This window comes from Nocardia lasii (assembly GCF_042658545.1).
GTDB classification, from domain to species: domain Bacteria; phylum Actinomycetota; class Actinomycetes; order Mycobacteriales; family Mycobacteriaceae; genus Nocardia; species Nocardia lasii.
The window spans coordinates 205,532-229,411 of the sequence record NZ_JBHSQN010000003.1 but is presented as its reverse complement, the minus strand read 5'-3'; the positions used below and the strand labels follow the sequence as shown (position 1 = coordinate 229,411).

General features: G+C 68.7%; 25 protein-coding genes. 10 read left to right on the top strand and 15 right to left on the bottom strand.

The window, feature by feature from the left end; genetic code table 11:
- Positions 1 to 84: 84 nt before the first annotated feature.
- From ACFP3H_RS08935 to ACFP3H_RS08910, 6 genes are all read right to left on the bottom strand, one after another.
- Positions 85 to 1,710, bottom strand: coding sequence for an acyl-CoA synthetase (locus ACFP3H_RS08935; RefSeq protein ID WP_378602317.1), 1,626 nt, complete (start codon positions 1,708 to 1,710; stop codon positions 85 to 87).
- 105 nt (positions 1,711 to 1,815) lie between these two features.
- Positions 1,816 to 2,307 carry a helix-turn-helix domain-containing protein gene (locus tag ACFP3H_RS08930; RefSeq protein WP_378602314.1) on the bottom strand — a complete coding sequence of 164 codons (492 nt, stop codon included), beginning with the start codon at positions 2,305 to 2,307 and terminating at the stop codon, positions 1,816 to 1,818.
- 97 nt (positions 2,308 to 2,404) lie between these two features.
- Positions 2,405 to 3,040, bottom strand: coding sequence for a hypothetical protein (locus ACFP3H_RS08925; RefSeq protein WP_378602311.1), 636 nt, complete (start codon positions 3,038 to 3,040; stop codon positions 2,405 to 2,407).
- Positions 3,041 to 3,134: 94 nt separating this feature from the next.
- On the bottom strand, positions 3,135 to 3,512 hold the full coding sequence (locus ACFP3H_RS08920; RefSeq protein WP_378602308.1) for a PIN domain-containing protein: 378 nt from the start codon (positions 3,510 to 3,512) through the stop codon (positions 3,135 to 3,137).
- Positions 3,509 to 3,811 (bottom strand): type II toxin-antitoxin system Phd/YefM family antitoxin, encoded by a 303-nt coding sequence (locus ACFP3H_RS08915; protein ID WP_378602305.1) that lies wholly within the window; start codon positions 3,809 to 3,811, stop codon positions 3,509 to 3,511. The genes ACFP3H_RS08920 and ACFP3H_RS08915 overlap by 4 nt, the downstream gene beginning before the upstream one ends.
- 40 nt (positions 3,812 to 3,851) lie before the next feature.
- Positions 3,852 to 4,835 carry an AurF N-oxygenase family protein gene (locus ACFP3H_RS08910; RefSeq protein ID WP_378602302.1) on the bottom strand — a complete coding sequence of 328 codons (984 nt, stop codon included), beginning with the start codon at positions 4,833 to 4,835 and terminating at the stop codon, positions 3,852 to 3,854.
- Between the two features lie 156 nt (positions 4,836 to 4,991).
- Between ACFP3H_RS08910 and ACFP3H_RS08905 the strand changes: the two genes are divergently transcribed.
- Positions 4,992 to 5,960, top strand: coding sequence for a DUF5996 family protein (locus ACFP3H_RS08905; RefSeq protein WP_378602299.1), 969 nt, complete (start codon positions 4,992 to 4,994; stop codon positions 5,958 to 5,960).
- 72 nt (positions 5,961 to 6,032) lie between these two features.
- On the opposite strand, the gene ACFP3H_RS08900 is transcribed toward ACFP3H_RS08905, so the two are convergent.
- Together ACFP3H_RS08900 and ACFP3H_RS08895 are read right to left on the bottom strand one after the other, a co-directional pair.
- The gene (locus ACFP3H_RS08900; RefSeq protein WP_378602296.1) at positions 6,033 to 7,244 is read right to left on the bottom strand and encodes an acyl-CoA dehydrogenase family protein; all 1,212 of its coding nucleotides are present in this window, start codon (positions 7,242 to 7,244) and stop codon (positions 6,033 to 6,035) included.
- A gap of 142 nt (positions 7,245 to 7,386) precedes the next feature.
- Positions 7,387 to 8,781 (bottom strand): acyl-CoA dehydrogenase family protein, encoded by a 1,395-nt coding sequence (locus ACFP3H_RS08895; protein ID WP_378602293.1) that lies wholly within the window; start codon positions 8,779 to 8,781, stop codon positions 7,387 to 7,389.
- Between the two features lie 131 nt (positions 8,782 to 8,912).
- On the opposite strand from ACFP3H_RS08895, the gene ACFP3H_RS08890 reads away from it, so the two are divergent.
- Positions 8,913 to 10,328, top strand: coding sequence for a glycosyltransferase family 39 protein (locus ACFP3H_RS08890; protein WP_378602290.1), 1,416 nt, complete (start codon positions 8,913 to 8,915; stop codon positions 10,326 to 10,328).
- 84 nt (positions 10,329 to 10,412) lie between these two features.
- On the opposite strand, the gene ftsX is transcribed toward ACFP3H_RS08890, so the two are convergent.
- The 6 genes from ftsX to ACFP3H_RS08860 all read right to left on the bottom strand — a co-directional run bounded on the left by ftsX (position 10,413) and on the right by ACFP3H_RS08860 (position 15,204).
- On the bottom strand, positions 10,413 to 11,315 hold the full coding sequence (ftsX, locus tag ACFP3H_RS08885) for a permease-like cell division protein FtsX (protein ID WP_378602287.1): 903 nt from the start codon (positions 11,313 to 11,315) through the stop codon (positions 10,413 to 10,415).
- Positions 11,315 to 12,004 (bottom strand): cell division ATP-binding protein FtsE, encoded by a 690-nt coding sequence (gene ftsE, locus ACFP3H_RS08880; protein ID WP_378602284.1) that lies wholly within the window; start codon positions 12,002 to 12,004, stop codon positions 11,315 to 11,317. Before ftsE ends, ftsX begins: the two co-directional genes overlap by 1 nt.
- Before the next feature lie 54 nt (positions 12,005 to 12,058).
- Positions 12,059 to 12,211 carry a hypothetical protein gene (locus tag ACFP3H_RS08875; protein WP_378602281.1) on the bottom strand — a complete coding sequence of 51 codons (153 nt, stop codon included), beginning with the start codon at positions 12,209 to 12,211 and terminating at the stop codon, positions 12,059 to 12,061.
- Entirely contained in the window at positions 12,198 to 13,055 is an 858-nt protein-coding gene (locus ACFP3H_RS08870) for a mechanosensitive ion channel family protein (protein ID WP_378602278.1), read from the bottom strand. Before ACFP3H_RS08870 ends, ACFP3H_RS08875 begins: the two co-directional genes overlap by 14 nt.
- A gap of 128 nt (positions 13,056 to 13,183) precedes the next feature.
- On the bottom strand, positions 13,184 to 14,302 hold the full coding sequence (prfB, locus tag ACFP3H_RS08865; RefSeq protein WP_378602275.1) for a peptide chain release factor 2: 1,119 nt from the start codon (positions 14,300 to 14,302) through the stop codon (positions 13,184 to 13,186).
- A 44-nt stretch (positions 14,303 to 14,346) separates the two neighbouring features.
- Positions 14,347 to 15,204 (bottom strand): helix-turn-helix transcriptional regulator, encoded by an 858-nt coding sequence (locus ACFP3H_RS08860; RefSeq protein WP_378602272.1) that lies wholly within the window; start codon positions 15,202 to 15,204, stop codon positions 14,347 to 14,349.
- A gap of 139 nt (positions 15,205 to 15,343) precedes the next feature.
- On the opposite strand from ACFP3H_RS08860, the gene ACFP3H_RS08855 reads away from it, so the two are divergent.
- The 8 genes from ACFP3H_RS08855 to ACFP3H_RS08820 all read left to right on the top strand — a co-directional run bounded on the left by ACFP3H_RS08855 (position 15,344) and on the right by ACFP3H_RS08820 (position 22,482).
- A complete protein-coding gene (locus ACFP3H_RS08855) occupies positions 15,344 to 15,928 on the top strand; it encodes an NADPH-dependent FMN reductase (RefSeq protein WP_378602269.1) in 585 nt (194 codons plus the stop codon).
- 58 nt (positions 15,929 to 15,986) lie between these two features.
- Complete coding sequence (gene hisN / locus ACFP3H_RS08850) at positions 15,987 to 16,772, top strand: histidinol-phosphatase (protein WP_378602266.1); 786 nt, start codon at positions 15,987 to 15,989, stop codon at positions 16,770 to 16,772.
- Positions 16,773 to 16,866: 94 nt separating this feature from the next.
- Entirely contained in the window at positions 16,867 to 18,852 is a 1,986-nt protein-coding gene (gene recQ / locus ACFP3H_RS08845; protein ID WP_378602263.1) for a DNA helicase RecQ, read from the top strand.
- Between the two features lie 208 nt (positions 18,853 to 19,060).
- Positions 19,061 to 19,291, top strand: coding sequence for a hypothetical protein (locus tag ACFP3H_RS08840; protein WP_378602260.1), 231 nt, complete (start codon positions 19,061 to 19,063; stop codon positions 19,289 to 19,291).
- A gap of 170 nt (positions 19,292 to 19,461) precedes the next feature.
- Positions 19,462 to 20,070, top strand: a complete 609-nt coding sequence (locus ACFP3H_RS08835; RefSeq protein WP_378602257.1) for a YdcF family protein — start codon at positions 19,462 to 19,464, stop codon at positions 20,068 to 20,070.
- Between the two features lie 93 nt (positions 20,071 to 20,163).
- The gene (locus ACFP3H_RS08830; RefSeq protein ID WP_378602254.1) at positions 20,164 to 21,102 is read left to right on the top strand and encodes an acyl-ACP desaturase; all 939 of its coding nucleotides are present in this window, start codon (positions 20,164 to 20,166) and stop codon (positions 21,100 to 21,102) included.
- A 46-nt stretch (positions 21,103 to 21,148) separates the two neighbouring features.
- Entirely contained in the window at positions 21,149 to 21,622 is a 474-nt protein-coding gene (gene smpB / locus ACFP3H_RS08825) for an SsrA-binding protein SmpB (RefSeq protein WP_357395681.1), read from the top strand.
- A gap of 8 nt (positions 21,623 to 21,630) precedes the next feature.
- A complete protein-coding gene (locus tag ACFP3H_RS08820) occupies positions 21,631 to 22,482 on the top strand; it encodes a DMT family transporter (RefSeq protein ID WP_378602250.1) in 852 nt (283 codons plus the stop codon).
- Here ACFP3H_RS08820 and ACFP3H_RS08815 read toward each other — a convergent pair whose 3' ends face one another.
- Positions 22,483 to 23,781 carry an ABC transporter substrate-binding protein gene (locus ACFP3H_RS08815; protein WP_378602247.1) on the bottom strand — a complete coding sequence of 433 codons (1,299 nt, stop codon included), beginning with the start codon at positions 23,779 to 23,781 and terminating at the stop codon, positions 22,483 to 22,485.
- Positions 23,782 to 23,880 lie beyond the last annotated feature (99 nt).

Here is a 23,880-nt window from a genome sequence, read left to right as displayed (position 1 = left end):
GACCGCTTCTTCGAGATCCAGTGCTGAAACCAACACTAGCAAGCGATCCGGCCCGACTGTGGCGCTCGACTCAGTGATCGCCGATCACTGTGAGAGCTCATAGTCCACGAGCACCCGGCGCAGAATCTTGCCGGTGGCGTTGCGCGGCAGTTCCTCGAGGAAGACCACCTCGCGCGGGACCTTGAACCGGGCCAGGTTGGCCTTGACGTGGGCCTGCAGTTCGCTCGCCTCGACGCGGTGGCCTTCCTCGAGCACCACGAACGCGCGCAACCGCTTGCCGAACTCGGGGTCGTCGATGCCGATCACGGCCACATCGGAGATGTCGGGCCGCTCCACGAGCAGGTTCTCCACCTCCTGCGGGTAGACGTTCTCGCCGCCGCAGATGACCATGTCGTCGTCGCGCCCGTCGACCATGAGCAGCCCGGACTCGGTGAAGTGGCCCATGTCGCCGCTGGACATGTATCCGTCGATGATCTGCTTGTGCCTGCCGTCGGTGTAGCCCTCGAACGGCGCGCCGCTGCGCACGAAGATGCGGCCTTTGGCGCCGGGTTCGGTGACGGGCTGGTCCTGATCGTCGAACAGGCGGACCTCGCAGGTGATCGGCGAGCGCCCGACCGTGCCGGGCGCCTCGGCGAGTTCGGCCGGGGTCGCGATGGTCGCGATGGCGACCTCGGTGGAGCCGTAGAGGTTGTAGAGCACCGGCCCGAACGCCTCGGTGGCGCGCACGGACAGCTCTGGGGTGAGCGCGGAACCGGCGAACAGGATGACCTTCAGCGAGGACAGGTCGTATTTCGCGCGGACCTCCGGCGGCAGGTCGGTCATCCGGTGCAGCATGGTCGGCACGCAGACCAGCATCTCGACCTTGTGCTCGTCGATCGCGGCGAGGGTGGCCTCGGCGTCGAATCGACGCCGCATCACGATCTTGTTCGACAGGATCGAGTTCACCAGCCAGGTACCGAGGCCGGTGCTGTGGAAGATCGGCGAGACGATCATGGTGGTGCCCTGCTTGGGGAAGGGCACCCGGTCGACGAACTGCGCGGTCGCCATCGGGGTCACCTTGGTGCGCGGCGCGCCCTTGGGCAGGCCGGTGGTGCCGGAGGTGAGGATGATGAAGCCGCCCGGCTTGCTCGGGGCGGGCAGGTCTTCTGTGCTGTTGGCGGCGATGAGATCGTCGAAAGTGACCGCGTCGGCGGGGATCTCGGTGCCCGCGTCGACCCAGGTGAGGTAGCGCGGCAGGTCGGCGGGCAGCGCGTCGAGCAGGCCGAGGAACTCGCTGTCGTGCAGCACCGCGCGCACCTGCTCGCGCTCGCACACCTCGGCGAACTGGGGTTTGGCGAAGCCGGTGTTCATCAGGGCGATGCGCGCGCCGAGTTTGCCCGCCGCGATCATCGAGATGATCAGGCCGCGATGGTCGCGCGCGAGCACCGCGATGACCGTGCCCTCGCCGATGCCCGCCTCGCCGAGTCCGCGCGCCACGGCGGTGGACTGCTCGTCGAGTTCGCGGTAGGTCAGCTCGCCGCGTTCGTCGGCCAGCGCCACCTGATCGGGGAAGACCCGGGCCGAATGCCGGACCAGGGCGGCCTGCGGGCCGTAGACGCGGGATTCCTTGATCGTGCGCAGGGTTTCCAGCGGCGTTTTCGGGTTGGAGACTCCCCGCGCGCGCAGCACGCCGATCGCCTTCACGCTTTCGAGCAGATGGGACACCTTCACGCGACTACCTCCGGGGCGTAGGTCACTCGACGCTCACCCTAGCCGTCGATGTGCTCTGTGTCACAGTAGTCTAACCGGGCAATTTGGACATGCCCAGGGGGTCCGTCAGCGTTGCGCGGCGGCCAGGACCGCCAGCAGCGGCACGAGCCGGTTCTCCGGCACCTCGAAACGGCCCAGCCCCGCGGTCTGCAACCAGCCCACCGCGGCCAGTTGGCGCAGATGCTGATAGATCTCGGGCGAGGTGCCCAGTTCGGCGAGCGCGGCCAGATCCGCGGCGGTGCGGCGCCCGTAGACGATCTCCTGCAACAGTCGCAACCGCACCGGATCGGCAAGGGCGGCAAGGCAATTCGCGGCTTCGATGGTCCACACGTCCCCGACGATGGCATCGGTGGGGTACTGGGCCTGCCAGTCGAATCGTTCGCCGGTGGGTAGTTGCAGCGCCCCGGCCAGCAGCACGCCGCCGGTGCGCTGCCCGGCCTCGGCGAACTCCTCCCGCAGTCGCGCCACCGCCCACGGCAGGTGCGGGTCGGCCGACCCCGCCTGTTCGAGCGCGGCTACCCGCTTTTCCAGTTCTTCGAGTCGGTCGACGACATCCACGCCGGTCAACCTACGCCACTGTCGAGCCCTCGCGCTGCCGGAAAACACAGGTACCCCGGGTCCTTTCGGGCCCGGGGTACCTGGGGGAGCGACGAGATCAGCCCATGACAGCGCCGAAGGACGGCTGCTGGATGGTGCCGAGCTGATAGGCGAACCCGTCGGGGTGCGCCTCGGAGACCGGCACCGGCCAGCGGTGCCACAGGTTGCCGTAGACCGCGGCCACGACCAGTCCGCCGCCCACGTTCTGCGGTGCGGTGCGGATGGTGGTGTCGACCGGGATGTCCTGGTGTTCGGTCAGCACGGCCGTGCCGCTCTGGCCCGTTTGCAGATTCAGCCAGATGACCTCGAGCTTGGCGCCGCCCTGGTTGGGCGCGATGGTGCCCGGTCCGCCGAAGAAACCGAAGCGGAAACCGTCGATACCCAGCGCGATGCCCGAGCCGTAGACGCCGGGACCGCCGCCGTTCTGGCCGATATCGGAGGTGGCCGGGATCTGGAACGGCTGCGCGGGCAGCGCGACATCGACCGCGCCCGTGGCGGCGATCTGGTCGAGGGCGGCCTGCGCGCCCGGATTGTTCGCCGCCGGGGAAGCCTTCAGCTGCGAGATGGCCGAGGCCACATCGACGGTCTGGGTGGGCTCTTCGGCCGCGGCCGGTCCCGCGAAAACAATGGCGACGGCGGCCGAGGTAACGGCGACCGCGGTGGTGACACGACGCATGAAACTCAGATGATGCATAACCAGCTCTCCTCGAGTGTTCCTGGTACAGCTCTTTCTGGTATTTCGTCCCCGTGCACCGTAACGGACTCGAATATGATTCCGGTCACGACCCCTATGGCATGTTCGCGATCTCGACTTTGTAGCCCCGATACAACTCGGGTTTGGCCGTGAGAATCGGCATGTCCAGATTTTGCGCGGTGAAGACCACCGGCGCGATGAGCGGCCAATCGAGGTGGTCGTCGACCATCGGCACGGTGGTGCCGATACGGATGGCGGTGGGCGCGTCGAGTTCGGCCCAGCGCACCGCGACGCGATTGTCGAGCAGGCGGCCGAGTTCGTCGATATTGTCCACCGCGCGCATCGCGGCCATCAAACTCACCGTGGGCACCACCAGAATGCGGCGCTGCTGGGTGAATTGGCGCATGATCACCTGCCCGAACAGCGGCGAGCGAGCCAGCGAGGTGAGCGCGGTGTGGTCGGCAACGCTCACGGGCGGCTGTCCAGCGCGCCCATCAGCTTGCTCAGTTTGGCTTCGGCATCGGCGATGTCCTCGGCCCGATGCTGGGTGATCCTGGCGTCGAGGCCGCCCAGGATCTGTTCGCGCAGGTCGTCATTGAAATACGCGGGGGGCAAGGCCCCGTGGCGCAACACCTCTGCCGGTACCACCGCGACCAACTCCTTACCCTCCCGCGTCACGATCACCGGGCGCCCGCTGGCGGACACCCCGTCGAACACACTCCCCAGCTGACCGCGTAACTCGGTCAGCGGCACACTGTCGTAATCGGCCATGTCCCACTGTACATCGCGGTGTACAGCGGGTGGGCCCCGTTCAGGCGGCTTTTCTGGCCGGTTCGCTGCGGTAGCGGGTGACCGGCCCGTCGATGCCGAGCAGCCGCCAGGCCAGCTTGGCGACCGGGTTCATCAGACCACTGTTGGTGGCCAGCGCGCGCACGTCGCCGAAGATATTGCGCATCGCGGTCTGCGATTCCTCGCCGCCCCAGTACGCCTCGCGCATCACCTCGGCCGGGATGTCGAATTTCTCGACGAATTCCTTGGGCGGGGTCATGATCATGTCGAGCATCACCCGCATGGCGATCGGAAAGAGTACCGACAGCACCGATTTGGTGACCACATTCATGCCGGGCACATTGCGGCGCAGATATTCGTGGGCGAAGGAGATATGGCGGGCTTCCTCGGCCACGTGGATCTGCATGACGCGGTGCACCATCGGATGCAGGTCGACCCCGCCGCGCAGTAGCGACTTCTGCAGGTGATCGATCGGTTCCTCGCCGCCGAGGATCATGGTGAAGAACAGTTCGGGGAAGTATTTCACCGCGGGCCAGATGATCATGGTGAGCTTGCGATCGATGGTGCCCATCCCGATCACATCGAGGTAGCCGATGCGGTTGATCATCTCCTGGAACATCATCGTGTGGTTGCACTCTTCGGCAGCCTCGTGGGTGATGTAGCGGAATTCGGGGTCGCCGTTGGGCACCGCGATCAGGTACTGCATCAGTCCGCGGATCAGCAGCTGTTCGAAGTCCAGGCCCACCTTGGCGATGCCGGCCTGGCGCCACATGCCGATGGCGATCTGCTTCTCGACCGGCTGGGCCCGGTACCAGGGGTGGCGGCCCAGCGGGTCCTCGGCGGGCATGATCCAGCGCGGATCGTCGCTGTGCACCGCGAATTCCGGGGAGTTCCAGTCGATGTCGACGTAGGGGTCGAAGTGTCGATTGACCGAACCCTCGGACAGGCCGCGCAGGATCTCGTGGTACTCGGGATCGGTGGCCGTTGGCTTGACTGTCGACAGCATCAGTGGTGTCTCCTTCGGTGTGACGCAGCTCCCACGTTATATGAGACCGCAAGTCTCACACAACCCCGGGTGCGGATTCGGGCCTGCCCGGTGACCAGTGCGTACGGGGCTACGATGAGTCGTCACGAGACCCACCCGCGAGAGTGAGGATTCGCCATGACCCATCGCCTGACCCCGGCGGGCGCCAACTGGCCGCCGCTGCTCGTCGATTCCTGGACCGACACCCGCGACACCCTGCACCTGATGACCCAGATCGTGGGCAAGGTGCAGATGGCGTGCACGCCGCTGGTGAACCAGTGGTGGAATGTGGCCTTCGAGGTGAGCGCCCGCGGCCTGCGCACCAACACGATGTCGGCCGACGGCGTCGCCTTCGACGCCGAATTCGATTTCCTCGCTTCGGAATTGGTGCTGCGAACCAGTGCGGGCGGACGCGCCGCGGTGGCCCTGCGACCCCGGTCGATCGCGGAGTTCTACGCCGAACTCGGCAGCGCGCTGGTCGGCCTCGAGATCTACGTTGACATCCACGCCGCGCCCAACGAGATCGCCGATCCGATCCCGTTCGCCCACGACACCACCCACCACGCCTACGACGCCGACGCGGTCCGCGCGTTCTGGGGCCAGCTCATCCAGGCTGACCGGGTGCTGAACCGGTGGCGCGCCGGCTTCGCGGGCAAGGGCAGCCCCGTGCAGGTCTGGTGGGGCGGGCTCGACATGGCCTGCACCCTGTTCTCCGGTCGCGCCGCCCCGCCGCATCCCGGCGGCGCCCCGCACTGTCCGACATGGGTCAATCTCGAGGCGTACAACCGCGAATGCGCCAGCGGCGGTTTCTGGCCCGGCGGCGCGGGCGAAGGCGCCTTCTACGCCTACTCCTACCCCCAACCCGAGGGTTACGCCGACCGTCCGGCCGGTCCCGACGGCGCGCACTGGGACGCCACCCTGGGCGAATTCATCCTCCCCTACGAGGTGGTCACCGCCTCGGCGGATCCCGACGCCACCGTCGCGCACTTCCTGCGCGCCACCTACGAGGCCGCCGCCGAACTGGCCGACTGGGACCGCGCCCTGTTCGACGTGAACCCCGACCGCCTGGCCCGCCAACGCGAGGCCGACGACCGAACCCGCCTCTGAGCGTCGGCCCCAGAAACGACGAAACCGGTGCGAGCCACGAGGACTCACACCGGTGCACGCCCGACGATCAGCTCACTTGAGCTCGGCGCTGGTCTTGCCGAGCACGCGGCGAGCCACGATCAGCTGCTGGATCTGCTGGGTGCCCTCGAAGATGTCGAGGATCTTCGAGTCGCGGGCCCACTTCTCGAGCAGGGTGCGCTGGGAGTAGCCGATCGAACCGGCCAGCTCCACGGCCTTGAGGGTGACGTCGGTGCCGGTGCGGCCCGCCTTGGCCTTCGACATCGAGGCCTCGAGCGAGTTCGGCTTCTTGTTGTCGGCCATCCACGCGGCGCGCAGCGACAGCAGGTAGGCCGCCTCGTAGTCGGCCTCCATGCGCAGGAACTCCGCGGCCGCGGCCGACTGGTTCATCGCGGGGGTGTCGTAGGAGATCTCGATCCCGGCCTCGGTGAGGACGGCGCGCAGCTCCTCGAGCGCGGCGCGGGTGACGCCGACGGCCATGGCCGCCACCAGCGGACGGGTGTTGTCGAAGGTCTGCATGACCCCCGCGAAACCCTTCTCCACGTTGACTTCCGGCGAACCGAGGATGTTGTCGGCCGGGATGCGGCAGTCCTGCAGCAGCAGCACCGCGGTGTCGGAGGCCTTGATGCCGAGCTTGTGCTCGAGCCGCGCCACCGACAGACCCGGAGCGTCACGCGGGACGACGAAGGACTTGATCGCGGCACGACCCAGGCTCTTGTCCACCGAGGCCCACACCACGATGTGGGTGGCGCGCTCGCCGGCGGTGACGAAGATCTTCTCGCCGTTGAGCACCCACTCGTCACCGTCGAGGGTGGCGGTGGTGGTCACCGCGGCCGAGTCGGAACCGAAGGACGGCTCGGTGATGGCCATCGCGGCCCACACCTTGCCGAACCGGGCCAGCTGCTCGTCGGTCGCCACCGCGGCGATCGCGGCGTTGCCCAGGCCCTGGTAGGGGATGGTCAGCATCAGGCCGACATCGCCCCACGAGGTCTCGAGCGAGTTGAGCAGCGCGGACATGTTGCCGCCGTTGGCATTACCGGACAGCGCGGCGTTCTCGTCGTTACGACCACCGGCCGCGCCACCGATCTTCTGGGTGCCGGAATCGGCGAGCCCTTCGATCATGGCCGCCATCGTGTCGAGCTCGACCGGGTAGGCGTGCTCGGCCAGGTCGTACTTGCGCGAGACGGGACGGAAGATCTGCGAGGCGACCTGATGGGCCTGGTTGGCGCTCGCCTTCAGCTTCTTGGGGAGTTCGAGATTGATCATGTAAGGGTCTCCTAGGAGAGAAAGCCGGTTCGCGGCCCGCCTCGATTCCGGACTGACGGAGCGATGCGGCGAAGCGACTGAGCGGAGGAGGGAAGAATCGAGGCCCGTCGGGGCCGCGAGCCCGCGCGCACCAGCGCGCCGATTACACGAGCACGATGCCTTCGGCGACACCGACCGAACGCAGGTCGCGGTACCACCGCTCGACCGGGTGTTCCTTGGTGAAGCCGTGGCCGCCGAGCAGCTGCACGCCGTCGAGGCCGATCTGCATGCCCTTGTCGGTGGCCAGCTTGCGCGCCAGCGCCGCCTCGCGGGCGAACGAGAGGCCCTGTTCGGCGCGCGAGGCGCCACGCAGGGTCACCAGGCGCAGGCCGTCGAGTTCGATCGCCATGTTGGCGACCATGAACGCCACCGCCTGGCGATGCGAGATCGGCTCGCCGAAGGCCTCGCGCTCGTTCACGTACGGGATCACGTAGTCGAGCACGGCCTGACCGGTGCCGATGGCCAGCGAAGCCCAGCCCAAGCGTGCGAGTTGCACGGCGTCGCCGTATTCGGCGGCGCGGGTCTTGGCGTCGCTGTCGCCGAGGATGGCGTCGGTGCCGACGGCCACGTTGTCCAGGATCAGGCGGCCAAGGCCCGCGGCGCGCAGACCCATGCTCGGGTCGGCCTCCACGGACAGCCCGGCGGTGTCGGACTCGACGATGAACAGCGCGGGGCGCCCGTCGAGTTCGGCTGCCACGATGAACAATTCGGCGTCGGCGGCGGCCGGGACCAGGCTCTTCACACCGTTGAGCCGGTAGCCGCTGGGGGAGCGAACGGCCTTGGTCTGCAGCGCGAACGGGTCGAACAGCGCGCGCGGCTCGTTGATGACCACCGAGGCCTGCGGTACGGCTTCACCGGTGAAGGCGGGCAGGTAGGTCTGCTGCTGGGCGTCGGTGCCCCACTGCGACAGCGCGACCGCGACACCGCTGGGCGCCAGGATCGGCAGCGCCAGACCCATATCGCCGTGCGAGAGTGCTTCGGCCACCAGCGAATTGGTGACCGCGCCGCGCTCGGCGGCCGCGCCCTCCAACTCCTCGGGGACGTTGATCAAGGTGATGCCGAGTTCGGCGGCGCGCTCGAGCAGGTCGCGCGGGGCCTTGGCGGCGTTGTCGGCGTCGTAGGCGGCGGGGCGCAGGATCTCGGCGGCGAAATCGCGCACCGTCTCGACGATCATCTGCTGCTCGTCGGAGGGGGTGAGGTCGAAGTAGTCCTTGGTCTTGGACTCGTTGTCGGCCAGCCGCTTGGGCTGACCGCCGCCCGCGACCTTGGCGAAGGCGCGGGTGGCCGCACCGAGGGTGCGGAAACCGGTCTTGGTGCCCTCGTAGGTGACGCGCTCGATCGGCTTGCGCAGGTTGTACTTCTCGGCGAGCTCCGACCCGGTAATGGTGGTCAAAGTGCGCATGGCGGCGCCCATCCAGTCCCGCTTGGGCTGGCTGAGACCGACCGCGGACGTGTCGTTCGGACGTCGCTTCGTCGCGCTGTCTCGAGTGCTCATCATCACCTGATTTCCTCGGCTGTCGGGGCGGTTGCGACCCCAGCTATCTTACTCTTCGGTAAGACTATCTTACTCCGGAGTAAGAAGCGCAATGGCGAACGACGAATTCGTCGCGAGCGTGTCAGGCTGGAGACGTGTTCGTCGTCGCCTCGGCCTTCGCCCTCATTCTGCTGGCCACCTCGGCCCGATACGGCTATCACCGCGATGAGCTGTACTTCCTCACAGCGGGTCGCCGACTGGACTGGGGTTACCCCGATCAGCCCCCGCTCACCCCCGCGATCGCCCGCGTGCTGTCGTGGATCGATCCCGATTCGTTGCCGCTGCTGCGCCTGCCCGCGGTCGTGGCGGCCACGGTCGTGGTGCTGTGCGCCGGGTGGATCGCCGGAGAACTCGGCGGCGGGCGCGGCGCCAAGGCGCTGGCCGCCGCGACGGTGGCGAGCGCGGCGCTGGTCCAGGGCGCCGGACACCTGTTCGGGACCACCGTGTTCGACCTGGCGGCGTGGTCGCTGATCTGCCTGCTGGTGCTGAGAATGCTGCGCACCGGAGACGTGCGCTGGTGGTCGGCGATCGGGCTGGTGGTCGGTCTCGGCCTCCAGAACAAGGTCCTGCTGATCGTGCCGGTCTGCGCGCTCGCCGTGGGTTTGGTGAGCACCGGTCAGCGAAAGCTGTTCGCCACCAGGTACTTCGCGGCCGCCGTCGGCATCGCGGCCCTGCTGGTGGCCCCGTACCTGTGGTGGCAGGCGAGCAACGGGTGGCCCCAGTGGGCGCTGAGTCGCGCGATCGCGGCCGGTTCCTCGGGCACCTCGGATTCGCCGATCATGTTCGTGCTCTTGCAGTTCGGCCTGTTCGGCCCGCTGCTGGCCCCGCTGTGGATCTACGGCCTGTGGCGACTGTGGCGGACCTACCGCGCCTTCCCGGTCGCCTACGCGCTGCTGTGCGTCGTGTTCCTGCTCACCGGCGGCAAGGCGTACTACCTCGGCGGGATGTACCCGGTACTGCTCGCCGCCGGCGTGGTGGGACTGACCGCGTGGCTGCGCGAGAGCCGAACACGGTGGGCGGCAGTGGGTTCCGTCGTCGCGGTGAACGCCGCCCTGTCCGCCGTGCTGTTCCTGCCGGTCCTCCCGGTCGAAGCGATCCCCGACTCACCGACCCTGGCCGTGAACTACGACGCCGGCGAAACCATCGGCTGGCCCCGCTACGTCGCCCAGATCGCCGCCGCCTACCCACCCGGCGCCGCGATCCTCACCGCGAACTACGGCGAAGCGGGCGCGATCGAACGCTACGGCGCCGAATACGGCCTCCCCACACCCCATTCCGGCCACAACGCCTACTGGTGGTGGGGCCCACCCCCCGACACCGCCACCGAAGTCCTCGTCGTCGGCATAGACCCCGCCCGCCTGACCGACCTCTGCACCGGAGTGGAACCCACAGGCACCCTCGACAACGCCCTGAACATCGACAACGACGAACAGGGCGCCCCCCTCACCCTCTGCCACCACCCCCGCCGCCCCTGGTCCCAACTCTGGCCCACCCTCCGCACCCTCGGCTGACCCATTGGACGGTTGATCACCACGCTCTCAGGTATCGATTCGCCGGTACGAACGTCACCAGAGCGTGGTGATCAACTGCCCAGGTCACTCGCGGACGTAGAAGCGCAGCGTCAGGTACGCGGTGACGGCGGCGAAGACTATGCCGACGGGGGCGATCGTGAGGGCGACGACGGCGATGTCGTCGCCGGTGATGCGGGGGAAGACGTTGCTGTCGAACAGGGGGCCCAGCGCCCGGTCGATGACGAGCGGGCGGGCGATGACCAGGCCCAGGACCGCCAGGGCCGAGCCGACGAACGCGGCCGCGACGGCTTCGAGGAGGAACGGGAGCTGGGTATACCAGCGGGTCGCGCCCACCAGGCGCATGATGCCGACCTCGGTGCGGCGGGTGAACGCGGCGATCTGAACCATGTTGAGCACCAACAGCATCGCCGCCAGCGCCATCACCAGGGCCAGGCCGAAGGCGGCATTGCGTAGACCGTCGAACAGGCTCGTCAGGCGGTCGACGATCTCCTTGTCATTGGCCACGATCCGCACACCGGGTCTGGTCGCGAAACTCTCGTAGATGTGCTGATACTGATCGCCGTCGGTCATCTTCACCCGCAGCGAGGCGGGCAGCGGCGAATCGGTGATGTACTGCAACATCTCGGGCTGATCGGCGAAGAGTTCCCTGGCCTCCTCGAGCGCGGCGGCCCGGTTGAGGAACTGCACGCTCTCGACCCCGGGGGTCGATTTCATGTCGGCCAGCAGCGCCTTGCACGGGTCGGCGGCGCAGTCGATATCGGTCTCCGACACCGCGTCGTCGAGGTAGAAGCGCACTTCGAGGCGGCCGATGAAGAAGTTCTCGGTCTTGTCGGCCATGCGCACCGACAGCAGACCGCCGCCGAGCATCATCAGCGACACCGCGGTGGTCAGGATCATCGCGATGGTCATCGTGAGATTGCGGCGCAGGCCGTCGACGACCTCGGTGAACAGGAAGCTCAGTCGCATTATCGACCCACCCCGTAGACGCCGGTCGCCTCGTCGCGCACGAGTCTGCCGTGGTCGAGTTCCACCACCCGCCTTCGCATGGCGTCGACGATGTGATTGTCGTGCGTGGCCATCAACACCGTGGTGCCGACCCGATTGATCCGCTCGAGCAGGGCCATGATGTCGGCGCTGGTGTCGGGATCGAGGTTGCCGGTCGGCTCGTCGGCGAGCAGGACCAGCGGCCGGTTCACGAACGCGCGCGCGATCGCCACCCGCTGCTGCTCACCACCGGACAACTCCGAGGGCAAGCGCTGCCCCTTCCCGCCGAGCCCGACCATGTCGAGCACCTCGGGCACCGTGCGCTCGATGAACTGACGGCGCTTGCCGATCACCTCGAGCGCGAACGCCACATTCTGCTCCACCGTCTTCTGCTGCAACAGCCGAAAATCCTGGAACACGCACCCGATTCGCTGCCGCAACTTCGGCACCTTGCGCCCCGGCAATCGGTCGACGCGGAAGTCCGCCACCCGGATCTCCCCGGAGGTCGGCGCCTCCTCCTTGAGCAGCAGCCGCATGAAAGTCGACTTACCCGAACCGGACGGGCCGATGATGAAGACGAACTCGCCCTTGTCCACATCGACGGAAACGTTGTCCAGCGCCGGTCGCGTCGAGGTCGGATACGACTTGCTGACGTTGCGGAGGGTGATCACGGGGAGCCAGTGTAGCCAGCGCGGGCCGCCGCACCCCGGGAAGCGACGCGCGGATCAGCGTTCGGGATCGCCATCGACCCAGCTCGGGACGGCGTTGAGGAACGACGGGCCGTCATCGGTCTTGTCGACCGGCTTGACGAACACGTACAGCACGAACGTCGACAGCCACGCCGCCATCAGGATCGCTGTGGACTTACGTGGTTTCACTGATTCCCTCCTTGCGCAGGGCCGCGGCGACGCGCACGCGCAGGTCGCGGCCCACTTCGAATTGTTTGCCCGGCAATGTGCGGGCAACCATCCTGATGTTCATCTCGTCGAGCGAGAGATCCTCCACGCCCATCACCGACGGCTCGTCGAGCAGCAGCGGTTCCAGACGCGGATCCTGATAGGCCTTCTGGCACACCTCGTGCAGGATCTCGTTGATCTTGGTGATGTCGGCCTGCGCCGAGACCGGCACGTCGATCGCGGCGCGCGCCCAGTCCTTGGACAGGTTGGTGACCTTCACGATCTGCCCGTTGGGCACCGTGATCACCTCGCCGTCGGAGTTGCGCAGCGTGGTGATGCGCAGGGTCACGTCCTCGACGGTGCCCTCGGCCGGTTCCGAGGAGCCGGTGACCGAGATCTGCACCACGTCACCGAAGCCGTACTGGCGCTCGGTGATCAGGAAGAACCCGGCCAGGATGTCCTGCACGATGCGCTGGGCGCCGAAACCGAGCGCCGCGCCGAGCACCGCGGCGGGCGCCACCAGGCCCGTCACCGAGAACCCCAGCCGCCGTAGCACTTCCATGCCGACCAGCACGTAGACGATGGTCAGCACCACCCAGGTGACCACCTGGGCCAGGGCGTGGCGATGCTTGGCCGCCTCGGTGCGGACCAGCGCGTCACTGGTCTGGAAGCCCGAGTCGATCTTGGTGGTCACCCGGTCGCGGACGAACGCGGCGAAGCGGCCGAACAGCATCGCGCCGACGATCAACAGCACGATCTCGAGACCGCTGGAACGCATCCAGGCGGCGATGTCGGATCCGCTGTTGGCCGCGAGGACCTCGGTCATCGCGTCTCCTCCAAGGACCCGCACAGGCACAGTTTCGGTTCGGTCGAACACACACCAGAAAGGTTACAGGTCGGTCACGGCGTGCGGTCAAACCTGCGGGAACGCTCGGTCGGCGGGCGAATCTCCGGCTACGCGTCGGCCTGGTCGCGCATCCGCCAGCGGATCCCGGATTCGATGAACCCGTCGATATCGCCGTCGAGCACCGCGCCGGGGTTGTTGACCTCGTGGTTGGTGCGCAGGTCCTTGACCATCTGGTACGGGTGCAGCACGTAGGAGCGCATCTGGTTGCCCCACGAGGCGCCCTCGTTGGTCTTGAGCGCGTCCATCTGGGCGCGCTCCTCCTGGCGCTTGCGCTCGAGCAGCTTGGCCTGCAGCACGCGCATGGCCGAGATCTTGTTCTGCAGCTGCGACTTCTCGTTCTGGCAGGTCACGACGATGCCGGTGGGAATGTGGGTCAGGCGCACCGCGGAGTCGGTGGTGTTGACCGACTGGCCGCCGGGGCCGGAGGAGCGGTACACGTCGACCCGGATCTCGCCCTCGGGGATCTCGATGTGGTCGGTGGTCTCCACCACGGGCAGCACCTCGACCTCGGCGAAGGAGGTCTGGCGGCGGCCCTGGTTGTCGAACGGGCTGATCCGCACCAGGCGGTGCGTGCCCATCTCCACCGACAGCGTGCCGTAGGCGTAGGGCGCCTTGACCGCGAAGGTGGCGCTCTTGAGCCCGGCCTCCTCGGCGTAGGAGGTGTCGTAGACCTCGACGGGGAACTTGTGCCGCTCGGCCCAGCGGATGTACATGCGCATCAGCATCATCGCCCAGTCGGCGGCGTCCACGCCACCGGCGCCGGAACGGATGTTGACCAGCGCGTCACGCTTGTCGTACTCGCCCGAGAGCAGCGTGCGCACCTCCATCGCCTCCACGTCGACGCGCAGTGCGGCGCGCTCGGCGTCGGCGTCGGCGGTGGCCTCGGCGGCGGCCGCGTCCTCTTCGGCCTCGGCCAGCTCGTAGAGCACCGGCAGGTCCTCGAGCCGCTGGCGCAGGTCCTCCACGCGGCGCAGTTCACTCTGCGCGTGCGAGAGCTCGCTGGTCACCTGCTGGGCGTGTTCCTGGTTGTTCCACAGCTCCGGATCGGCGGCCTGGTGCTCGAGTTCGTCGATGCGACGGCGGAGCTCCTCGACATCGAGGACCGACTCGACCGTCTTGAGCGTGGTGTCGAGTTCGGCGAGGTCGGCGATAACGTCAGGATGCACGATGTCCTAGGCTACCGGTCCCCACCGACACCGCGAAACATGCGTCAGCTCGCGATGGCGCGCAGTCCACCCGGCCGACGCCCCACCAGCCGGTCCAGCGCCCGCGCGCTGGCCTCGTCGGCCGGGAGCAGCACCGACAGCGACTGGTCGTCATCGATGGACAGCTCCAGCGATTCGTAGGCCAGCCGCAACACACCCGCCTCGGCATGATTCAGCCGATCCACCCCGCCCGAGGGCGGCAATCCCGGCAGCGTCGCGAGCCGGTCGGTGAACGCGCCGCCCGCGGTGACGGTGAGCTCATCGACCAGCGCCGCCACCATCGGATCCGCGCGAAACGGCCCCTGCTTGAGCGCGGCGACCACCTTGTCGGCGGCGGCATCCCAGTCGGCATACAGCTCACGGGCACCGGGATGGGTGAACACGAACCGCGCGATGTTGGCGGGCTCGCCCTGCTCGAACAGCCCGGCGGGCCCCATCACCTTGCGATATCCGTCCGTGCACGCGAGAACCTCGGTGAGCCGATTGGAGATCGCGGCCGGCGCGGGCTCGAGCTGGTCGAGCACCGCCAGAATCGTCGGCCGCACACGGCGACTGGGCCCCTGCTCGGCCGCCCCACAACTGAACCCATCCGTGCCCTTGCTGAGCTGATGCAGATGCACCCGCTCGCGCGGCGTCAACCGCAACGTCTCCGCCAGCGCCCCCAATACCTGCGGCGAGGGATGTCGATCGCGCCCCTGCTCGAGCCGGATCAGATACTCCACACTCACCCCGGCCAGCATCGCGACCTCGGCGCGGCGCAGTCCCGGCGTGCGCCTGCGCTGGCCTGCGGGCAACCCAACCTGGGCGGGCGTGATCGACTCGCGGCGGGTCCGCAGGAACAGTCCGAGTTCGTTGTCGCTCACCTCATCGACGGTACCGAGCGCGGCGGCGCGGAGAGTGGCCGTGGCACTACCACTCTGCGCGTGGTCTCCCTGGCACGGTCGCGATCGGCGAGATTCGGTCTACCGGTTGTTTCGGCCGGTCCGACGCAGAGGAGACACCGTGTCCACCATCACGCTCGCGATCATCATCGGCAGTGTCCGCGAGGGCCGCTTCGGTCCCGTGGTCGCGAACTGGTTCGCCGATCAGGTCGACGACCGCTTCGAGGTCGACCTCATCGACCTCGCCGACGCCGACCTACCCCACGCCCTGCCCGCCACCTCGCCCATGTTCGAACCCGACCCTGTCCGCCCGGCGGGCATGCGCGACCTCAGCGCCCGCCTGGCCGCCGCGGACGCCTTCGTCATCGTCACGCCCGACTACAACCGCAGCTACCCGTCCGCGCTCAAGGCCGCGATCGACTGGCACTACACCCAGTGGGAGACCAAGGCCATCGGCTTCGTCGGCTACAGCGGGGCCTCGGGCGGGCTGCTCGCCATCGAACACCTGCGCCAGGTCTTCACCGAACTCAACGCCCACACCGTGCGCGACTACGTCTCGTTCCCGCGGTACTACCTGCTCTTCGACGAGGACGGCCGCCTGCGCGACCCCGAGGAGCCCGCGGCGGCCGCGACGGCGCTGCTCGACCAGTTGCACTGGTGGACAAGCGCTCTGGTCGCGGCGAAGACAGCCCCGGTGGTGGCCTGACCGCGAGGTCGGCGGGCCGCGACCGCGAGGGCGCGGGCTCCCCAAATACACTCTCCGCGTGGCTACCTACTCCGCTGACCTGGACCTCGCCCTGCGACTGGCCGACGAGGCCGACGCGATCTCGAGCGTGCGGTTCGGCGCGGTCGATCTGAAGGTCGACTCCAAGCCCGACCTGACCCCGGTCTCCGACGCCGATCTGGCGGTCGAGCAGGTGATCCGGCGGGTGCTGGCCGAACAGCGGCCCGGGGACGCGGTGCTGGGGGAGGAGTTCGGCGGCGACGCGGAGTTCCGGGGTCGGCAGTGGGTGGTCGACCCGATCGACGGCACCAAGAACTTCGTGCGCGGGGTGCCGGTGTGGGCGAGCCTGATCGCCCTGCTCGAGGACGGCGTCCCGGTGGTGGGTGTGGTGAGCGCGCCGGCGCTGGGGCGGCGCTGGTGGGCCGCCGCCGGGTCGGGCGCGTGGGCGCAGGTCCACCCGGGCGCGCCCCGGCCGATCTCGGTGTCCGCGGTCGCCGACCTCGACGCCGCGAGCCTGGCCATCTCGAGTCTCTCGGGCTGGCACGAGCGCGGCCTGCGCGACCAGCTCATCGACCTCACCGACGACGTGTGGCGGCTGCGCGGCTACGGCGATTTCTTCAACTACTGCCTGGTCGCCGAGGGTGCGGTGGATATCGCCGCCGAGCCGGAGGTCTCGCTGTGGGACCTGGCCGCCCTCGACATCCTGGTCCGCGAGGCGGGTGGCACGTTCACCTCCCTGGACGGGCGTTCCGGGCCGCACGGTGGCGATGCCGTGGCGACGAACGGCCTGCTCCACGACGAGATCCTGGCCCGGTTGCGGGCGTAGAAAAAGTTATCCACATGTGGACAACTTCCGCATCGGCCGCCGTCGCGCTCCGGTGACCGGATGCGGGCCCGGCGCTCGCTCGTAGGATGGCCCGGTGAGCAATTCCGGCGCCACCGATGTCGAAGACTTCCCCCACGAGGACTTCCCGCCTGACGACGCGTACCCGTCCGACGACGGGTACGTCTCCGAGCACGACTTCGCCGACCACGGCGACTTCCACTTCGACGATCTAGCCCCCGCCACCCCGGGCCGGGTCGCGGCTCCCGCGCGTGCCGAGACCGCCGACGAGATCCTGCGTCGGGTCTTCGGCTACGACAGCTTCCGCGGCGACCAGGCGGCCATCGTCGACCAGGTCGTCAACGGTGGCGACGCGCTGGTCCTGATGCCCACCGGCGGCGGCAAGTCGCTGTGCTACCAGGTCCCCGCCCTGGTCCGCGAGGGTGTCGGCGTGGTCGTCTCGCCGCTGATCGCGCTCATGCAGGACCAGGTCGACGCGCTCAGTGCCCTCGGCGTGCGCGCCGGCTTCCTCAACTCCACCCAGTCGCCGGATCAGCGGCGCACCGTGGAGGCCCAGTTCGTGGCCGGCGAACTGGACCTGCTGTACCTGGCGCCGGAACGCCTACGGCTCGAAGCCACGCTGCGCCTGCTCGACCGCGGCAAGGTCGCCCTGTTCGCCATCGACGAGGCGCACTGCGTCTCCCAGTGGGGCCACGACTTCCGCCCCGACTACCTCGCGCTCTCGCTGGTCCACGAGCGCTGGCCCGATGTCCCGCGCATCGCGCTCACCGCCACCGCCACCGAGAAGACCGCCGCCGAGATCGTCGAGCGGCTCGATCTGCGCGCCGCGAAACAGTTCATCTCCAGCTTCGACCGGCCCAATATCCAGTACCGGATCGAATCCAAGAACCGCGCCGACCGCCAACTGCTCGACTTCATCCGCGCCGAGCACCCCGGCGACGCGGGCATCGTCTACTGCCTGTCGCGCAATTCGGTGGAGAAGACCGCGGCCATGCTCAACGAGAACGGCATTCGCGCGGTGCCCTATCACGCGGGCTTGGACTTCCGTACCCGCGCGGAGAACCAGTCCCGGTTCCTGCGCGAGGAGGGCCTGATCGTGGTGGCCACCATCGCCTTTGGCATGGGCATCGACAAACCCGACGTGCGGTTCGTCGCCCACCTCGACCTGCCCAAATCGGTGGAGGGCTACTACCAGGAGACCGGCCGTGCGGGCCGCGACGGTCTGCCCTCGACCGCCTGGATGGTCTACGGCCTCAATGATGTTGTGCAGCAACGCAAGATGATCGATTCCAGCGAGGGCGACGCCGCCCACCGCAGGCAGTTGCAACTGCACCTGGACGCCATGCTCGCCCTGTGCGAGACGGTCAGCTGTCGTCGGGCCCGGCTGCTCGAGTACTTCGGCCAGACCGGCCAGACCTGCGGCAACTGCGATGTGTGCCTGAACCCGCCCGAGACCTGGGACGGTACGGTCCCCGCGCAGAAGCTGCTGTCCACGGTGCTGCGGCTCAAACGCGAACGCGGCCAAGCCTTCGGCGCCGGCCACCTGGTCGACATCCTGCTCGGCAAGTCCAGCCCCAAGATCACCCAGCACCGCCACAACGAACTCTCGGTCTTCGGCATCGGCACCGACCTGCGCGATACCGAATGGCGCGGCGTGGTCCGCCAACTGCTGGCCGGCGGCCTGCTCGCGGTCCAGGGCGAATACGGCGTCCTGGCCCTCACCGACGCGAGCAACGAGGTCCTGTTCGAAGGCCGCAAGGTGCCGATGCGCCGCGAACCCGAACGCGCCGCCCGCCCCGCCCGCACCTCCCGCGCGGCCAAACCCGCCGTCGACCTGCCCGCCGCCGACCTCGGCCTGTTCGAACGCCTACGAGCCTGGCGCGCGGCCACCGCCAAGGAACAGGGCGTACCCGCCTACGTCGTCTTCCACGACGCCACCCTGCGCGAGATCGCCGCCCGCAAACCCGCCGACCTCGCCGCCCTCGGCACGGTCGCCGGCGTCGGCGAGAACAAGTTGGCCCGCTACGGCGAGGGGGTGCTGACGACCCTCGCCGAGGAATGAGCCGCCCCGTGGGGACCGCAGGTCACCGCGCAGATGCTGACGACCTCAGCCGAGAACGAGCCGGCCCGGAGGGACCGCGGGTCATCGTCCGGCCGAGGCATGCTGACTGGCTCGGTCGAGAAGTGCACCCCCGCACGAGGACTGCCGATCACCGCGCGCCGAGCCGGAACCCGCGACGAATCCGACGTGACAGGGTTACTGTCGAATCATGTCGAACGATGAAGGTTCGGACGACTCGTCGAACGGCCCCACCGCAGGCGGCGACGCCCCTGGCCCGCCCGCCCCGCACCGCCATGTCGACCCGGCCGTCGCCCCGCACCTGCTCGGCACCCGCCACGGAGTCGTCCACCGCGGCCGCCCCCGCTGGTCCACCCTCGCCCTCATCGCGATCTTCACCGCCGCCCTGATCCTCTACCTCGTCTTCACCCCTGGCAGCTGAACCCCTCACCCACCGGAATTTTTGCGATGCCGCGCACCAGTCCCGGCTCACCGACGGATGTGAATAGTCGTAGCCGCAGGTCATAGCGCTGCCGGCCGACGAATCACGGCGCACCGTTGCCGAGCGGGACCGATCACCCAGATCGCCCCGAGCGCGAGGAGGCGACGGCAATGGTGCGGTGGACGTGGGGTAGGCGGGCGGTGTGCGCGGCGATCGCGGCGACCGGATTGAGTGCCGTGCCCATACCGGCCGCCGCCGAACTCCCCGCCCCGCCCGGCCTCGACATCACCAGCGTCCTGGTCCACCCCGACCTGCCCGGCGTGTACGGCCCCGACACCGCCGTCGTCGTCCTCGGCTACGGCCTCACCCCCGAGGGCACCATGCGCGACGAACTCGTCCGCCGCCTCCAGGCGGGCTTGGCCCAGTCGGCGTTCGCCCCGTGGTCGCCGATCATCGTCACCGGCGGCAACCCGCAGGCCGGCCTGTCCGAGGCCGACGCGATGGCCGACTGGTTGGTGACCGCGGGCGTCGACCCGGCCCGGATCGTGCGCGAATCGCAGGCCGAGTCGACCGTCGCCAACGCCCGCAACACCGCCGCGATCCTGTCCGACCGGGGCTTGGGCTCGGTCGTGCTCGTCACCTCCGAGGACCATATCGACCGGGCCAGAAGGGCGTTCGCCGACGCGGGCGTGCAGGTCGTCGGCGATCTGACCCCCGACCGCGCCCAGTGGTCGGCGATCCCGCTGCGGATCGACAGTTTCGGTCCGCGCCCGCTGTGACCGATCATCGACACCGCGCGCCGACGTCATGACTAGTCGACGAAACCCGGCAACCGAACGGAGCCGTCGACACCGCGCTCCTAGCGTCGACCCATGACGCGCACCATGTCCGACAGCACCATCCTCGCCGAGCTCGAGTCGACCGCCGAAGCCAACCTCAACGACCACCTGGCCAAGGCCAAGACCTGGCACCCGCACGATTACGTGCCGTGGGACGAGGGCCGCAATTTCGCGGCGATGGGCGGCCAGGACTGGGATCCCGAGCAGTCCCGGCTCAGCGAGGTCGCCAAGGCGGCGATGATCACCAACCTGCTCACCGAGGACAATCTGCCCTCCTACCACCGCGAACTCGCCGACACCTTCGGCTTCGACAACGCGTGGGGCACCTGGGTCGGCCGGTGGACCGCCGAGGAGAACCGCCACGGCATCGTGTTGCGCGACTACCTGGTGGTGACCCGCGCGGTCGACCCGGTCGCCCTCGAGGAGGCCAGGATGACCCACATGACCGCGGGCATCGCCAAGCCGGAGAAGGGTTCGCAGTTCCTCAAGGGCGTCGCCTACGTCACCCTGCAGGAGCTCGCGACCCGCATCAGCCACCGCAACACCGGCGCCCTGTGCAACGACCCGGTCGCCGATCGCATGCTGGCCCGCATCGCCGCCGACGAGAACCTGCACATGATCTTCTACCGCAAACTGTGCGCCGCGGCCCTGGACCTCACCCCCGACGCCGCCATGCAGGCCATCACCGACGTGATCCTGCGTTTCCAGATGCCCGGCCTCAACCAGCCCAACTTCCGCCGCAACGCGGTCCTGCTCGCCAAGCACGGCGTCTACGACCTGCGCCAACACCTCGACGTCGTGCTGCGTCCCACCCTGCGCACCTGGCGGATCTTCGAGCGCACCGACTTCGGCCCCGAGGGCGAGATCGCCCGCGACCAGCTGCACGCCTACATCCTCGACCTCGAGGTCAAGGCGGCTCGGTTCGAGGAGCAACGCGACCGCGCGCTGGCCCGGCAGGCCGCTCGCGTCTGAGTCAGGCATGGATTAAACCGCTCGCGCCGTCACTTACAGTTGCGTCATGAAGGAGAAAGGCCGGAAGGTCATCGCGACCAACCGCAAGGCCCGGCACAACTACACGATCCTCGACACCTATGAGGCCGGGATCGCGCTGGTCGGCACCGAGGTGAAGAGCCTGCGCGAAGGCAAGGCCTCGCTGGTCGACGCCTTCGCGACCGTCGACAACGGTGAGGTCTGGTTGCGCGGCCTGCACATCCCGGAGTTCAGTCACGGCACCTGGACCAACCATGCCCCGCGCCGCACCCGCAAGCTGCTGCTGCACAAGCGCGAGATCGAGCACCTGGTCGGCAAGTCGCGCGAGGGCAATCAGACCCTGGTGCCGCTGTCGATGTACTTCTCCGACGGCAAGGTGAAGGTGGAGTTGGCCCTGGCCAAGGGCAAGCAGGATTACGACAAGCGCCAGGACCTGGCTCGCCGTCAGGCCGAGCGCGAGGTCACCCGCGAGATCGGTCGGCGGGTCAAAGGCATGCGTTGATCCCCGTCGTGCTCGCCCTCGTGGCGGCGGCGGGCTACGGGGTCAGCGACTTCTTCGGCGGGATCGCCGCGCGCCGGGTCACCGCCCTGCGCGTGGTCGTGGTGTCCTACCCGTTCTCGGTGCTTCTGGTGCTGCTGATCGCGCCGCTGGTCGGTGGGCACGCCGACACCGCGTCGATGCTGTGGGGGCTGGCCGCCGGGGTGGCCAGCGGCCTGGCGGTGTGGTGGTTCTATGCCGCACTGGCCGACGGACCCATGTCGGTGGTGTCGCCGGTGACCGCGGTGCTCGTCGCGGGCATCCCGGTGATCGCCGGGTTCTTCCTCGGCGAACGCCCCGGCCCGATCGCGATCGCCGGCATCGCGCTCGCCCTGGTGGCGGTGGTCCTGGTCAGCCGCGAAGCCCCCGACGAGACCACCGAGGAGATCACCGGCGGTCGACCGTTGCGGTTCACCCGCCGCGTCGCCCTGCTCACGGTCGGTTCCGGCGCCGCCTTCGGTTTCGCGTTCTACTTCCTGCACGAGACCGCGCCGAGCGCGGGCCTGTGGCCGCTACTGGCCCAGCGCGGCGCCGCCACCGCCGTCGTGTGGACATCAGCGCTGGTCGCGGGCGAATTCCGCGGCCTGCACGGCGAACCGCTGCGGCTGGCCCTGGCGATCGGCGTGCTCGACGTGATCGCCAACGCCGCCCTGCTCTACGCCTTCCACGGCGCGATGCTGTCGGTGGTCAGCGTGATCGGTTCGCTCTATCCGGCCGCGACCGTGCTGCTGGCGATGGTCCTGCTCGGCGAACGGATCAGCAACGCCCAGAAGGCGGGCATGGTGTTGGCCCTGGTCGCCGTCGGCATGATCGCCGCGAACTGACTACAACCGGGTGCAGGGTTCGTGCAGCCCCAACCGCCCCAGCGTGGCACCCCGATACCCGACCCCGACCGCTCTGGCGCCCATCGGCTCGGACTGGTCCGGCTCGTACACCGACAACCACTCCTTCTCCGGTTCCGGCCCCGCCGCACCGGCCGGATGGATCACGACCATGCCCTCCCCGTCGGGTTCCATCGCCCCGACACTGCGGCGCAACCCCGCACGCGTGAGCTCGCCGTTGGCCGCGGCCGTGGTGAGCAGCGCCTGGAGCGGATAGCTGATCGCCCACCCGAGCGAGTACCCGAAGTTGGTCGGCTCGCCGGTGGCCGCCGCGCGCGCGTGCTTGGCGCCCGCACTGTCGCCGAACCAGCTGTCGACCGGGGTCGTGTAGTTGTAGCGCGCGGCCAGCGCCGGGGCGGCGGGACTGCGCAGCAGCGCCTGGTTCCAGGTCGGCACCGAGCCGAGGAACCGCCCGGTGAAACCCGCCGCCACCAGCTTGCCCACGATCTCGGCGGTCTCGGCCGGGCCGGTCGCCAGCAACACCAGATCCGGCGACGCCGCCAGGACCTCCTCGACCGGCCCGTCCTGATCGCCGACCTCGGTATTGGGCCCGGTGTCGATGCGATCGACGATGATCGCGTCGTTGGCCAGCGCCCACTTCGACGCGCCGGTGGCATAGTCGCCGCCGTAGTTGCCGCGATAGGCCACGATCGCGATATCGCGGGGCCGGTAGTGATTCTCGGCGAACCAGTCGAGCCCGGTGACCGCCTCGGTGCAGTAGGAATAGCCCGCGCTGAGCACCAGATTGCGGTCGGCGCTGCGATAGTTCCAGCCCGACCACTGGGTCGCGGCGGTGCTGACCATGTCGTCGGCGTCCATCCGGTTGAGCATCGCGACGGTCTGCGCGGTCCCGAAACTCATCGACAACGCCAGCACGTGCGGCGCGATCTCCTCGTAGGCACTGCGGTGCGTGCGCGGATCGTAGGCGGTGTTGCGGGCGTAGGTGCTGATGTCGATGTCGTAGCCGCCGATGCCGCCCCTGGCGTTCACCTCCCGCCAGAACGCGAGCTGACCGTCGTTCATCGACGCGCCGAGCGGGCTGAACGGCCCGTCGGCCAGGTCCGAGAGCACCCCCAGATAGATGCAGCCGCGTTCCTTCTCGGTCGAGTCCGGGCAGGGCTGCGAGCTCACGCCGGGACCGGCGGCCGACTCGTCCGACGAGCAGGCCGCGGCCAGCACGAGGCTCGCGACCGCCGAGATCGTCGCCAACCGACGCAGTCCACGTCGACTGCTGTATGCCATGAGGTAGCTCCTTGCTCCAGTCGCCCAGGACATTTCACGGTTTCCGAGCGGCCGATCGGGAACAATACCCGCCACGACCGGCCCTCCTACCCCGTTTCG

What these genes read in the sequence shown, in the direction of transcription:
- ACFP3H_RS08925 (WP_378602311.1), bottom strand. Translation starts at nt 3,040, where the DNA reads ATGCATCATCTGAGTTTCATGCGTCGTGTCACCACCGCGGTCGCCGTT.
- ACFP3H_RS08915 (WP_378602305.1), bottom strand. Translation starts at nt 3,811, where the DNA reads ATGGCCGATTACGACAGTGTGCCGCTGACCGAGTTACGCGGTCAGCTG.
- ACFP3H_RS08910 (WP_378602302.1), bottom strand. Translation starts at nt 4,835, where the DNA reads ATGCTGTCGACAGTCAAGCCAACGGCCACCGATCCCGAGTACCACGAG.
- ACFP3H_RS08905 (WP_378602299.1), top strand. Translation starts at nt 4,992, where the DNA reads ATGACCCATCGCCTGACCCCGGCGGGCGCCAACTGGCCGCCGCTGCTC.
- ACFP3H_RS08900 (WP_378602296.1), bottom strand. Translation starts at nt 7,244, where the DNA reads ATGATCAATCTCGAACTCCCCAAGAAGCTGAAGGCGAGCGCCAACCAG.
- ACFP3H_RS08895 (WP_378602293.1), bottom strand. Translation starts at nt 8,781, where the DNA reads ATGATGAGCACTCGAGACAGCGCGACGAAGCGACGTCCGAACGACACG.
- ftsX (WP_378602287.1), bottom strand. Translation starts at nt 11,315, where the DNA reads ATGCGACTGAGCTTCCTGTTCACCGAGGTCGTCGACGGCCTGCGCCGC.
- ACFP3H_RS08870 (WP_378602278.1), bottom strand. Translation starts at nt 13,055, where the DNA reads ATGACCGAGGTCCTCGCGGCCAACAGCGGATCCGACATCGCCGCCTGG.
- ACFP3H_RS08840 (WP_378602260.1), top strand. Translation starts at nt 19,061, where the DNA reads ATGTCGAACGATGAAGGTTCGGACGACTCGTCGAACGGCCCCACCGCA.
- ACFP3H_RS08835 (WP_378602257.1), top strand. Translation starts at nt 19,462, where the DNA reads ATGGTGCGGTGGACGTGGGGTAGGCGGGCGGTGTGCGCGGCGATCGCG.
- ACFP3H_RS08830 (WP_378602254.1), top strand. Translation starts at nt 20,164, where the DNA reads ATGACGCGCACCATGTCCGACAGCACCATCCTCGCCGAGCTCGAGTCG.
- smpB (WP_357395681.1), top strand. Translation starts at nt 21,149, where the DNA reads ATGAAGGAGAAAGGCCGGAAGGTCATCGCGACCAACCGCAAGGCCCGG.
- ACFP3H_RS08815 (WP_378602247.1), bottom strand. Translation starts at nt 23,781, where the DNA reads ATGGCATACAGCAGTCGACGTGGACTGCGTCGGTTGGCGACGATCTCG.